The 12,311-nt window shown below is 69.4% G+C and carries 11 protein-coding genes; 4 read left to right on the plus strand and 7 right to left on the minus strand.

The window, feature by feature from the left end; all coding sequences use genetic code 11:
• Position 1: 1 nt before the first annotated feature.
• From pdhA to EST54_RS00545, 3 genes are all read right to left on the minus strand, one after another.
• Complete coding sequence (gene pdhA / locus EST54_RS00535; protein ID WP_129243550.1) at positions 2–1,105, minus strand: pyruvate dehydrogenase (acetyl-transferring) E1 component subunit alpha; 1,104 nt, start codon at positions 1,103–1,105, stop codon at positions 2–4.
• The gene (gene acsA, locus EST54_RS00540; protein ID WP_129243553.1) at positions 1,102–2,895 is read right to left on the minus strand and encodes an acetate--CoA ligase; all 1,794 of its coding nucleotides are present in this window, start codon (positions 2,893–2,895) and stop codon (positions 1,102–1,104) included. Before acsA ends, pdhA begins: the two co-directional genes overlap by 4 nt.
• A gap of 251 nt (positions 2,896–3,146) precedes the next feature.
• Positions 3,147–4,136, minus strand: coding sequence for an Acg family FMN-binding oxidoreductase (locus EST54_RS00545; protein WP_129243556.1), 990 nt, complete (start codon positions 4,134–4,136; stop codon positions 3,147–3,149).
• A 229-nt stretch (positions 4,137–4,365) separates the two neighbouring features.
• Here EST54_RS00545 and EST54_RS00550 point away from each other — a divergent pair, with 229 nt between their 5' ends.
• Positions 4,366–5,058 (plus strand): CBS domain-containing protein, encoded by a 693-nt coding sequence (locus EST54_RS00550; protein WP_129243559.1) that lies wholly within the window; start codon positions 4,366–4,368, stop codon positions 5,056–5,058.
• Between the two features lie 127 nt (positions 5,059–5,185).
• Entirely contained in the window at positions 5,186–5,896 is a 711-nt protein-coding gene (locus EST54_RS00555; RefSeq protein ID WP_239013860.1) for a helix-turn-helix domain-containing protein, read from the plus strand.
• A gap of 615 nt (positions 5,897–6,511) precedes the next feature.
• Here EST54_RS00555 and EST54_RS00560 read toward each other — a convergent pair.
• Together EST54_RS00560 and EST54_RS36090 are read right to left on the minus strand one after the other, a co-directional pair.
• Positions 6,512–6,919: a Crp/Fnr family transcriptional regulator gene (locus EST54_RS00560; RefSeq protein WP_372448280.1), complete on the minus strand. Its 408-nt coding sequence runs from the start codon at positions 6,917–6,919 to the stop codon at positions 6,512–6,514.
• Positions 6,920–6,969: 50 nt separating this feature from the next.
• Positions 6,970–7,674, minus strand: coding sequence for a universal stress protein (locus EST54_RS36090; RefSeq protein ID WP_392567414.1), 705 nt, complete (start codon positions 7,672–7,674; stop codon positions 6,970–6,972).
• 243 nt (positions 7,675–7,917) lie between these two features.
• Between EST54_RS36090 and EST54_RS34225 the strand changes: the two genes are divergently transcribed.
• Together EST54_RS34225 and EST54_RS00575 are read left to right on the plus strand one after the other, a co-directional pair.
• Positions 7,918–8,730 (plus strand): universal stress protein, encoded by an 813-nt coding sequence (locus tag EST54_RS34225; RefSeq protein WP_239013859.1) that lies wholly within the window; start codon positions 7,918–7,920, stop codon positions 8,728–8,730.
• A gap of 397 nt (positions 8,731–9,127) precedes the next feature.
• Entirely contained in the window at positions 9,128–9,985 is an 858-nt protein-coding gene (locus EST54_RS00575) for a universal stress protein (RefSeq protein WP_129243568.1), read from the plus strand.
• Between the two features lie 166 nt (positions 9,986–10,151).
• Here EST54_RS00575 and EST54_RS00580 read toward each other — a convergent pair whose 3' ends face one another.
• Both EST54_RS00580 and EST54_RS00585 read right to left on the minus strand, forming a co-directional pair.
• On the minus strand, positions 10,152–11,525 hold the full coding sequence (locus EST54_RS00580; RefSeq protein ID WP_129243570.1) for a Ni/Fe hydrogenase subunit alpha: 1,374 nt from the start codon (positions 11,523–11,525) through the stop codon (positions 10,152–10,154).
• Entirely contained in the window at positions 11,522–12,310 is a 789-nt protein-coding gene (locus tag EST54_RS00585; protein WP_129243573.1) for an NADH-quinone oxidoreductase subunit B family protein, read from the minus strand. Before EST54_RS00585 ends, EST54_RS00580 begins: the two co-directional genes overlap by 4 nt.
• Position 12,311 lies beyond the last annotated feature (1 nt).

Genomic DNA, 12,311 nt, shown 5'->3' on the forward strand with positions numbered 1-12,311 from the left:
GTCAGGTCACCTCCGTGGAACGACTGGTGACGTGGCGCAGCAGGTCCTCGACCGACTCCTCAGGTGCCTGCTCGGCAGCCTCCACGGCGGCGTCGATCTCCTCGGTGATCCGGCGCTCGATCCCGGTGAGCTCCTTCTCGCCCAGCTCACCGTCCTCACGGGTACGGTCCATGAGCCGCGTGACCGGATCCCCGGCCTTCCACTGCTCCACCTCCGTCTTGTCGCGGTAGCGGTCCGGGTCGTACATGGAGTGGGCTCGGAAGCGGTAGGTGCGCATTTCGAGGAAGCGCGGTCCCCCGCCGCCCCGAATGCTCTCAGCGGCCCGGCGCGCGGCACGCTCCACGGCCTCGACATCCATGCCGTCCACCGCCCATGCCGCCATGCCGTACGAGGCGGCGCGCAGAGCCAGGTCGGTCTGCGCCTCATGGCGTTCGATAGCGGTGCCCATGGCGTACAGGTTGTTCTCGCAAACGAGCAGCAGCGGCAGGTTCCATAGGGCAGCCAGATTCGCCGTCTCGTGGAACTCCCCTTCCGCGTAGGCACCATCACCGAAGAAACAGCAGGTGACACGGGGCTGGCCGCGCATGCGATCGGCGAGCGCGAGCCCGGCGGCCAGCGGGAGCCCGCCGGCGACGATCGCGTTGCCGCCGTAGAAGCGGCGGCCGGCATCGAAGAGGTGCATGGATCCGCCACGGCCCCCGCTGCATCCGGTCGTCTTGCCGTACATCTCGGCCATCACGGCCTCGGCCGGGATACCGCGGGCGAGCGCGTGTCCGTGCTCGCGGTACGTGGCAACCACCGCGTCCTCGGATGTCAGTGCTTCGTTGACGCCGACGGCGACGGCTTCCTCCCCGATGTAGAGATGGACGAAGCCGCGGATCTTCGCGGCGCTGTACAGCTCGACGCAGCGCTCCTCGAAGCGCCGGATGCGCAGCATGGCGTGCAGCAACTCGCGGCGGTGCTCGGTCCTCGGCCGGCCGGCGACAGGCTCCCGTTCGGACGCCGCCGCAGCCGACGTCGCGGTGGTCCGGCCCGTGCTCGCCGTGCTGGCCCCCTGCGTGGAGGGGGAGGCCTTCCGCTTGCGGGTACCGCGGGCGGGGCTCATGCCGGTCCCTCCAAGGTGGACAGGTCGCCGGTGGGCAGCCCGAGTTCGCGGGCGCGCAGCAGCCGGCGCATGACCTTTCCGCTGCGGGTCCTGGGCAAGTTCTGATCGAAGGCGATCTCCCGCGGCGCGACGGCGGGGCCCAGCCGACGGCGGGCGAAAGCCAGCAGCTCGCGCTTCATCGCCGGCGTCGGTTCGGTGCCGGGGCGCAGTGAGACGAACGCCTTGACGATGTTCCCGGCGACGGGATCGGGCCGTCCTATCACCCCGGCCTCGGCGACCGCCGGGTGTTCCATCAACGCGCTCTCCACTTCGAAGGGGCCGACCAGGTGCCCCGCCGACTTGATGACGTCGTCGGCACGCCCGACGAACCAGAACCAGCCGTCTTCGTCCCGCCTGGCCAGGTCCCCGGTCAGGTACCAGCCGTCGGCGAACGCGGCCTCGTAACGCTCCTTGTCGTTCAAATAGCCGCGGAACATGGACGGCCAGCCGGGTCGCAGCGCCAACTCGCCCTCGACACCAGGCTTTTCCAGCACCGTCACCTTGCCGTCGGTGATCAGCGCCCGTCCGTCCTCGCCGCGCTCCAGCACAGCCGCCTCGACACCCGGCAGCGGCCGCCCCATCGAGCCGGGCCGGATCTCGCAGGCGGCGAAGTTCGCGACCATGATGCAACCCGTCTCGGTCTGCCACCAGTTGTCGTGGACGGGTAGGCCCAGCACCTCCTGGCCCCAGACCACGGCCTCGGGGTTGAGGGGTTCGCCGACGGACGCGACGAAGCGCAGTGCCGAGAGGCCGTACGTGACAGGCAGGTCGTGGCGTTCTTGCCGGGGAGTGGTACGCATGAGCATGCGCAGGGCCGTGGGCGCGGTGTACCAGACACTGACACGCTGCTCACCGAGGATCCGGTACCAGCGCCGGGCATCGTAGTCGCCCTCGTCGACCACGAGTGTCACGCCATGGACGAGCGGAGCGATGATGCCGTACGACATGCCGGTGACCCAGCCGGGGTCGGCGGTGCACCAGTACACGTCCTCGGAGTGCAGATCGAGGGCGTATGCCGCCGTGGCGTGGTGAGCGACGACCGCTTCGTGCACGTGGATCGCGCCCTTGGGAGCACCGGTGGTACCGCTCGTGAAATGCAGCAGCGCCATGTCCTCGGGAGAGGTCGGCGGGATGGTGAACTGCTCGGGGGCCGCAGCGGTCAGCGCGTCGAACGAGAGGGTGCCGGGCAGTTCCCCGGAACCGGGTCCGACGATGAGGACGTGCGCGAGACCGGGGAGCGACGGCCTGCGGTCCGCGACCTTGCGGCGGTAGAGAGAAGCTGTGGTGACCAGCACCCTGGCGTCGCCGAGCCTGAGGCGCTGCTCGACGGGGTCGGGGCCGAAAGCAGAGAACAGCGGACAGAGCACGCTCGCGTTCTTCAGCGTGCCCAGCACTGCCGTGTAGAGCTCCGGACACCGTCCGAGGAGGGTGAACACCACGTCGCCCCGACCGACGCCCAGCGACCGCAGCACGTTCGCGAAGCGGGCCGTCCGACGGGCCAGCTCGGCATAGGTGACGGTCGAGACGGTGTCGTCACGCCCGATGCACCGCAGCGCAACCTTGCCGCCGCGATCGGCGCCCGCGTGCCGGTCGACAGCCTCGTACGCCATGTTCAGCCCGCTGCCACCAGGCAGCCCGGCCAGCGCGGCACGCGCCCGCGACCAGGTGAAATCGGCGCGGGTCCGTTCGTAGTCGGCGAGATTCGGCGTGACGCCCGGTGTGGCGTCCTTGCGGATCGTCTCCCAGGTCATAGCGATTCCTTCCGGAGCCTGCCGCTGATTCCAGAGTCGCGGACCCCGGCCTGGCTCGCATGGGCCGAAGGGCCCGGTGAGGAGGCCGGGCGGTCGGCCCGGCGCGTCTGCGCGATGCTCGGGCAGCTGGGCCGAGACGCCTCTGGGGGCGGATTGCGCAGGTAGGCCATGACATCCCCGTGACGCGGCATCCACCTTTCTCAGCCGGTGAACACCGAGTGCCGGCCAGGAGGCCACGAGCGCTGCTGGGCTCACGGCTTGATCGTCAGCACCTGATCAACTGGCCGACGCGGTGTGCGAGGCCCCCGCGGGCCGTATCCCAAGCGCAGGATCATGTGCACATGACCGGTCCCGGAGACCGGGTCGCGCAGGATCCAGCGCAGGTCCGGCCATTCGACGGCCTGCGTCGCGAAGGAGCTCGCAAGCCCCTGGAGCGTGCCAAGGAGCAGGACGCGTTCCAACGCCTGGCCCGCGCGAAGCCAGTCGGCCGGTCCGTCGCTCGTGGTGCTGAGTGACGCCAGCTGGGGGCAGCGTTCGAAGTCCGCGTACGCGCGACCGGGCACAGTGCGCCGGCCGGCGAAATCCCGGGTAGGAGCCGAGCCGCCGCGTTTCACGGGACCGAAGGCGTAGTCGGGGACGCCGGCGGTGGGCTCCTCGGAAGATGTGCCGTGGGTCCAGCGACGCTGTTCTTCCTCGCGGGGCGCGTCCATGCGGTTGTAGCCCTCGGCATTCATGATCAGGTCGAGCACGGTCTCGCGGTGCGGAGTGGTGAGAAAGGTCAGCTGTGCTCCCTCTCCGGCGGCGGCCGCGGTCAGGGCCGCGCGGACGTTCTCCGGGATCTGGCGCTCCGAGAACGGGAACCGGCTGGTGTGCCGGTCGTGGATTGCGGGATAGAGACCGGGGAGGGACTCGTCCATGTGCTCGTGAGAATCATCCAGCCGCATGGCGGCCAGGAGTGCCGGAGCATGGGGGTCTGGCAGGAGGGTCGTCCTCGTCTGATGCCCGGCATGCGCAGCGGCGACGCGCAGGTTCAGCAGTGCGGCTCCACAGCCCAAGTGCATGCCCCGGGTCGTGGGGTCGGCGCGCGGCATGGCGCGTTCGAGGTCCAGGGAGAGCGTGAAGGTGCGGCTGTGTCGGGCGTAGTCGAAATACCAAGGCTGGGCGTTGTGCATGGACGGCGCGGTGACGGCGTCGGCGACCAGGTGTGTGACCAACGTGTCATCGAGGGCCTGGATGAACACCGGGAGCCTCCCGGGCGGGGCGGAAGCGGATCGATGGATGCCTTCAGCGTGGTGGGAGCGGTTCTTCCTGCGTCAGGGGCCATAGGTCCCTGACGCAGGCCGACCGGGCCCCCTTCGGTCCTGCCGGCCGTCCGATGGGGCCGAGTGGCTCATGTCGGGACAGCCGTCGCTCCGATCACCCTTGAGATGCGGGGCAAGGCGCCGGGCGCCCTGGCGAAAGGAGCCGGAGATGGAGCACCGCACGATAAGTGAGCTCATGACCAGGCAGGTCGCGAGCGTTCAGCTCGATACACCGTTCAAGGACATCGCGCAGAAACTCGCCGACAGCGCGGTGAGCGCAGTGCCGGTACTAGACAGCCTCGGCAGACCGGTCGGGATCGTCTCGGAGGCCGATCTGCTCCGGAAGGCAGCCGACCAGTCCGATCTCTCCGGCAGGACGCCGTTGCCGCATCTTGAGGCGTGGGAACGGGCACGGGCCGAGGGGCGCACCGCCTCCGAGCTCATGTCGGCTCCTGCGGTGTGCGCGCATCCGGAGTGGACCGTTGTCGAGGCTGCACGTCTGATGGAAGTGCAGCACGTGAAGCGCCTCCCGGTGGTCGATGAGACAGAGGCACTGTTGGGCATTGTCAGCCGGAGCGACCTGCTGCGCGTCTTCCTGCGCAAGGACAAGGCGATACAGGAGGAGATCACGCGGGAGATCATCGGGCGCACGGCGCGTATCGGGGCCGGTGGTGTGACCGCTGAGGTGATGCAGGGGGAGGTGGCATTGCACGGTTCGGTGGAGGACCCCCTCCTCATTCCGGTTCTGGTACGCATGTGCACCGGTGTCGACGGCGTCATCTCGGTCGCCGAGGACCTGAAGCCAACCATGACTGCCGGCCCTGCCGACTCCGTCGAAGGGGCCCAGCTCGGTCATGAATGACCTCATCACCGTCGGTCCGGACGGCAACAGGCGCCTTGAACGCGCGCGTCCACCACGAGCCCGGGCCCGACCGCTTTTGACGAGGTCCCCGCCCCCGGGCATACCGGGACGACAAAGGGATGTGTACATGATGACGAACCCCGAGACGGGATCCGCCTCAGCGGTCTCCCGGACGCGCAGTGACCTGGGACGGCGGGCCGCCCTGCGCAGGCAGGAGTTGGGCCTGACTCGCGAGGAGGTCGCAGCCCGGGCCGCTGCCTCGCCCGGGTACCTCCAGTACGTGGAAGAACATACTGCCGACCCGGACATCGGATTCATGCTGCGCCTCGCCAGTGCACTGGAGACCACGGTGGCTGAGCTTGTGGGAAGGACGACGGAACTGCCCGCGGGCTTCGGCAAAGCCGCGGCGCATCCCGAGGTACTGGTGCTCAGCGCCGCCGAGTGCCGCGAGCGGCTCTCCACGCACGGCGTCGGCAGAATCGCGGTAACAATCGATGACGCACCCGCCATCTTCCCCGTGAACTACACCGTCGCCGACGAGTTGATCGCCTACCGCACCGCGCCGGAAGCCGGCCCGGCCGCGGCAGCCGGCCAAGACGTCGCGCTGGAGGTCGACCACATCGATGACGCCTTCAGCCAGGGCTGGAGCGTCCTGGTCGTGGGCCCCGCCCATGTGGTCACCGACTCCCACGAGACCCGTCGGTTGGAGGAACACGCGCATACCGGCCCGTGGATAGGAGACGGACGCCACCAGTGGATCGCGATTCATCCGAATCGGATCACGGGCCGCCGGATTCGTGTCATGGGCGCCCATGCACCCTCGAAGGCGACGCCGTGAGGACGAGCATTCAGCGTCCGACGCCGGTCGCCGCGACCCGTCTGCCGGGCGACGCAGAGAGGTGACGCTCGCGGTCCCAGAGCCGCACCGTCGTGTTCCCCGACCTCCTCCGCGAACACCCCGTCCAGCACGGCCGCTGCCCGGTCTTCGTGGTAACGCTCCGGCTCTCCGGCGAGCAGCGGATGGTCCGTGGTCTCGTGTGCGGGGCGGCGCCGGGCGCGCACGGCTTCGAGAGTGCAGCCGCGAACTCGGCCTCCCGGAAGGCGAACCTGAGGGCTTCCGAGCCTTGGGCCGAATCACCGACACCGAGAAGGACGCCCTCGTGCGTCCCTTCCAGTCCCGCCTTGTCTCCACGCACGACGATCACCGGGCACCGGGACCGGGCTGATTACGGCCAGCCCCACGGACGACCCCAGCAACAGGCCGGTGAATGCGCCGCGCCCAGGCGAGCCCACGACCACCGCGGACGCATCGCGCCCCGCCCGCAGCAACGTGCCCTTTCCGTCACCGTCGCACGGTCGGCCGCCAGGGAGCAGGGCCGGCCGGAGACGAAGGTCGGGCGGCTGCTGTGATGAGGTGGCGGGCACAGCATCGCTGTCGCAGGCGCGTGCCGCTTCACGGCGGGGCCGGCATGGTGCTCGCCCTGGGGCCGTACATGTCGCTCAGACGATGCCGCGTGGCCTGAAGGCGGCGGGCGACGACGGCGAGGACGCGACGGGTCACCGCCAGGCTGAGGGCCGGGTCCGCCTCGCACAAAGCCCGCACCGCCGTCGCGTCGAACTCGTACGCCCGCACGGGGGTGAAGGCCTCCGCACCCATCCGCCAGGCGTACGGCGGCAGGAGCCATGACCATCCCAGCAGGTCGCCATGGCCCAGTGACTCGACGACCACCGGCGGTCGTCCTGCCTCATGGATATCGAGATTGACCGAACCTGTGCGGACGATCCAGAACCGGTCGGCGGGCTTCCCTTCTTCGAAGATCCGCGTTCCTGCCGGAAAGGTCACCTCGCGGGCAAATTGCATCAGGCGTGCGCGTCCCTCCGGTGGAAGCACATGGAGCAATGGTGCGGTGGTCATGGCACTCTCCCGGTTCCAGGCCGACGACGTGTCGGCCTTGCCTTGCCGGTCACCAACAGAGTGCGCACCCGACCGAGATGCGAGACAAGGGCTGTTCGGCGCGGTGTGGTGGGCCGATGGACCCCAAGGCTGAGCCGTTCACCGGTCGGGGTGGCTATCGCGGCGGTCCGGGATGCACAGGCCAGGAAGGCTCCCGCCGGCCGGGGCGTGGCAAGAGGCCGGCGGCAGCCGGGCTTGACCCGCTCGATCTCACTGGCTCCGTATGACGACAACCGGGCAGGGGCGTGCTGGGTGCAGTGCTGACCGACCGATCCCAGGAGCGCCCCGCTGAAGCCGCCCAGTCCGCGGCTGCCCACCACCAGAAGTGAGGCGCCTCGTGCCGCCTCAAGAAGCGTGGCCGCCGCCGTTCCGTACGCCACAGTCGGCTCGACCCTCGGCGTGCCGCCCTCTTTCACGACCTCCCTGATGGCGTCGTCGAGCGTCTGCCCTGCCCACACCTTCATGTCGCTCGCGAGTGACTGCGGCGCATCGAGCCAGCCGATCGAACCATAAAGGGGCGGGTACTCCCACGCGATCACCGCATTGACGCTGTCATGGGTCAGTTCCGCCTGCCGTACTGCCCAGCGCAGTGCCTCTTTGGACGATTGCGACCCGTCGACCCCGACGACGATGCGGCCGCTTTCCTTCGGTTGGCTGCTCATGGCTACCTCCGCGATGCGACATCCGGCCGGCGCGCCCACCACCGCCGTGCACACTCGTGCTCTCCCCCCAGCTTCCGATCCGCAGGGCCACCCCCGCATGTGTCCACAGGGCCACACCACATGCCCTCCCGACCCGAGGCCGACCAGTCCGTTGTTGGGCCATTGAGCCCCTGTTACGTCTTTCATCCCAGCCGCACGATGGCAGCTGACCAGCAGGACTCTTCCCCGTCAGGCGGTGACCGCATGGAGTCTCCTCTGGTCGTAGGAATCGACGGCTCTGCCGCGAGATGGGCGCCCTATGAAGGGCCTGCCTGCCCTGCCCACAGGCTTCGGCAGCTCCGCCCCGTCCGCGCCGGCCGGACCATAGCGGCCCTCGCTGAAGAGCGGGCACGGTTGCGGTCCCCAGGAGTGGCCGTGACCACCGACGAGTGCGACGAGGACCCGGTCTACGCGCTGGTCGATGCGAGCGACCATGCCGCGGCGATCGTGGTCGGCAGCCGGGGGCACGGTCTGTCCGGCAGCCTCCTCGGGTCGGTGAGCCTGACAGTCGCGGCTCGTGCCCACTGCCCCGTCATCGTGGAACGTGAGGGTGCTTCGGCGGCCGCCGGCGACCGATGGGTCGTGCTCGGACTGGGAGAGCCGGGGAGCAGAACCGCTGCGGCCGTCGAGTTCGCGTTCGCAGAAGCCGCTCTCCGCAGCTGCGGAGTCGAAGTGGTGCATGCCTGGACGAGGCCTCACCGGGAACGCGCTACCGCGCGCAGCGGTCGGTTCGACGAGAGCAGGATTTTCCACGAGCAGCGGGAGAAGCAGCGGCTGGACGAAGTTCTCTCACCTCTCACGGCCGCGCATCCTGATCTGGCCGTGCGTCGCATCGTCGTCGAGAGTCGTGCGCGCCCGGCGCTCTTGCAGGCCGCTTCCCAGGCGAATCTGCTGGTGGTGGGGGCCCAACGGCGAAGAAACGTGCTGGGACTGCAGCTCGGACTCGTCAACCACGCGATGCTGCACTACGCCCCGTGTACCGTCGCGGTCGTTCCCTCCGAGGAGAGCGACGGCTGACCCATCGCCTGGCGGGAAGCGCACAGCGGCGAGGAGGACTGCCCACTTCTCGCGGGCCCTGATTGCGCGGTGCACGGTTTCGCTCCGCTGCTCCGCGTCTCCATGTCCTCCTCGTCACCTTCAGTAAAGCGCACACAGGCAGCTCGGAGGAGGTCCGTTCGGGCTCTGCCGAGGGGCCGAACGGCCCTGATGTCAGCCCGGGCCACCCCGGCCGCCTCTCCGGCGCTTCGTCCCGGATGCCTCGCCCCACAGGGCCACGGCCGGGTCCTCGGCACCCCAGCGCGCCGTATGTCCCCTGGTAGGTCCCGACCGGCCCATGGGTCTGCGTCAGCGCCGCCCCGATGCTGGATACGAGGAAGAGTGAACCCCGCAGCCCTGACTGTGGCGGAGGTACGTCATGGGCGGTTCTGTTGTCGTAGGACTGGACGGAACGGGGAACAGCGTGCCGGCGGTCCACTGGGGCGCCGAGGAGGCGGCGGCCCGGGGCTTCTCGCTTCACCTCTTGCATTCCTGGGTCTCCCAGCCCCTGAACATCCCCATCGCTCAGGAGGCCGCGAACAAGCAGCGTTACGGAGCCGAGGTGCTCGGCTCAGCCGAAGCCATGGCGCTTGAGCTGCATCCGGGGATCTCGGTGACGACCGAACAGGTCTCCGAGCGGGCGGTGGACGCGTTGGTGGACCGCAGTGGGCGGGTCGCGATGATGGTCCTCGGATCGCGTGGGCACGGTGCAATCTCCGGCTTCCTGCTCGGCTCTGTCAGCCTGCACGTTCTGGGACGCGCACTGTGCCCGGTCGTCACCGTGCGGGAGGAGGGCGCCGCCTACGCGAGGCCCGGGATTGTGGTCGGCGTCCAGGAGGCCGGGACACAGGGGGAGGCAGTGCTGGATTTTGCGTTCGCCGCCGCCGAGGCCCATCACGCCAGCGTGCGCGCCGTGCGGGCGTGGGAACCCCCTGCACTCGTCGGTTTTGCGCCCACTGCCCGCACCCCGTCACCGGTTGAAGAGGAACCCGCCGCCGACGAGGAGAAGAAGCTGGCTGACATCCTGGCGCCGTGGAGGGCGCAGTTCCCCACTGTTCACGTCATCGAACACGTGCAACGGGGCAGAGTGGCAGCGGTGCTGGTGGGGGCCTGCTCGCAGGCGAGTCTGCTGGTCGTCGGGCGTCGAATGCAGCGCACGCCGATGCTTCTCGGCCCCGTCGTCTTCGCCGTTCTGCACCATTCGCCCTGCCCCGTCGCGGTCGTACCGCGGATCTGAGTTTCGACGTCAAGACGCCGGGACACCCATCCGGGCGCGGACCGGCAACGATCGGGAACTGTGCGTGGTGCTGGGCGCCTGACTGGCCGAACCGCGGAGCATCCCGGCGCCCCCAGCGCCCGAGGGGCTCCCCACTCCAGGGGGCTGCACGAAACCGGCCGCGCTGTCAGGCCTCGCGCTCGACGGTCAGGTCGAGGAAGTGTGTGGAGCAGGAGATGCACGGATCGTGGTTGCGGATCACTCGTTCGCACAGGGCGGTCAGCTCGTCATCGGTGGGACGGTCACCGGCACGGAGGCGTTCTTGCACTGTGCGGCGCAGATCCTGTTCGATCGCTGCCTGGTTCTGGGCGGTCGGCGGGACGAGGGCGGCCTCGGTGACGGTGCCGTCGAGGTCGAGTGCGTAGCGGTGGTAGAGGAGGCCACGGGGGGCTTCCGTCGCACCGTGTCCGGTGCCCTGCCGTGCGGGTACCTCGACATACGGGCCGGGCGGGGGTTCGTAGGCGTCGATCAGGCGCAGGGCCTCGCCGACGGCGTACAACACCTCGATGGCACGTACGACGATGCTGCGGAACGGGTTGCGGCACACCGTTCCCTCGTATGGGTCGCCCAGTCCGGCCTCCCGTGCGACCTGGCGTACCTCGGGCGGCAGCCAGCGGCCGCTGATGGCGTAGCGGGCGAGCGATCCGGTGAGGTGGCGGCGCCCGTCGAGCAGGGAGTGCAGGGCGGTGGAGTGCGGCACCTGGGTCTCGACGACGTGATCGATGAACGTGTCGAGTGGGAAGGTGCGGGTGGGCAGCGCACGGTCCGTGTCCGCGGGCAGGCCGGCGGAGCCCGGGGCGGCCATCGCCGTGGGGGTCCCGGATTCGATGGCGTAGGCGCCGGGTTCGGCGAGCGCGAGCAACTCGGTGTCGATGCCGGCATCGGGGAAGTCGAAGCCGGCCACCCAGCGCACGGTCGCCTCCGCGTCATCCCGGGCACGCTTCAACCGTTCTGCGAGGGGCCGCAGTTCCGACTTCGTCGGTACTCGGTGGAAGCCGCCGAGACGTACGTTGACCGGATGGATGGCGCGGCCGCCGAGCAGTTCCATCATGGCGTTGCCGGTCTGCTTGAGACCGAGGCCCCGCTCCACGTCGGTGCGGTGGGTACGCGCGAGGTCGATGACGCTGTCGCCACCGAGGAAGTCCGGGGCGTGCAGCAGGTAGATGTGCAGGGTCTGGCTTTCGATCCACTCGCCGCAGTAGAGAAGTCGGCGCAGCGCTGCCAGTTGCCCCTCCACGACGGTGCCGCAGGCGTCCTCGACCGCGCGGCAGGCGCTCATCTGGTAGGCGACCGGGCAGATCCCGCACACCCGCGAGGTGATGTCGGGCGGCTCGGTGTAGGAGCGTCCGCGCAGGAAAGCCTCGAAGAAGCGCGGGGGTTCGTAGATCTTCAGCTGAGCCGCGGCGACTTCCCCGTCGACGAGGCGCAGGTGCAGCGCCCCCTCCCCTTCGACACGGGCGAGCGATTCCACCCGCAGCACCTTCGATTCGCGGCGGGTCACTCCGGGAGTTCCTTTCGCACGGCCTCCTCGAACTCCGGCGCGGCAGTGTTGAACGTGCGCAGCACCCGCACCACGTCCAGGGTCTCTACGCCATCGCGGCGCAACAGCGGGATGAAGGAGGGGAAGTTGGTCGAGTTCGACGGGCCGAAACAGCCGTAGCAGCCCCGGTTGTACGTGGGACACAGTGCGCCGCAGCCGGCGTGGGTGACCGGCCCCAGACAGGGGGTGCCGTGCGCGACGGTCACACAGACGGTGCCTCGCCGCTTGCACTCGAAGCACACGCTGTGGGCGGGCACGTCGGGCGTCCGGTCGGCCAGATATGCGGTGATGACCTCGATGAGCTGCCCCCGGTCGATGGGGCAGCCGCGCAGTTCGAAATCGACCGGGACATGTGCGCTGATGGGGGTGGAGGTGGCGAGGGTCTCGATGTAGTCCGGCCGGGCATAGACGGTGGCTTGGAACTCTGCGACGTCGGCGTAGTTGCGCAGCGCCTGGACGCCGCCCGCGGTGGCGCAGGCGCCGATGGTGACCAGACGGCGAGACGCTGCGCGGATCCGCCGGATCCGCTCGGCGTCCTGGGCGGTCGTGACCGATCCTTCGACCAGTGACAGATCGTACGGTCCCGGGCCGGGCGCACTGGAAGCCTCCAGGAAGTGGGTGATCTCCACCCGCCCGGCGATGCCGAGGAGTTCGTCCTCGCAGTCCAGCAAGGTGAGCTGGCAGCCGTCACATGAGGCAAACTTCCACACGGCCAGCCGAGGACTTCTCTCCTGCACCGCTGTCATG

Source organism: Streptomyces sioyaensis (assembly GCF_004122735.1).
Taxonomy (GTDB): domain Bacteria; phylum Actinomycetota; class Actinomycetes; order Streptomycetales; family Streptomycetaceae; genus Streptomyces; species Streptomyces sioyaensis.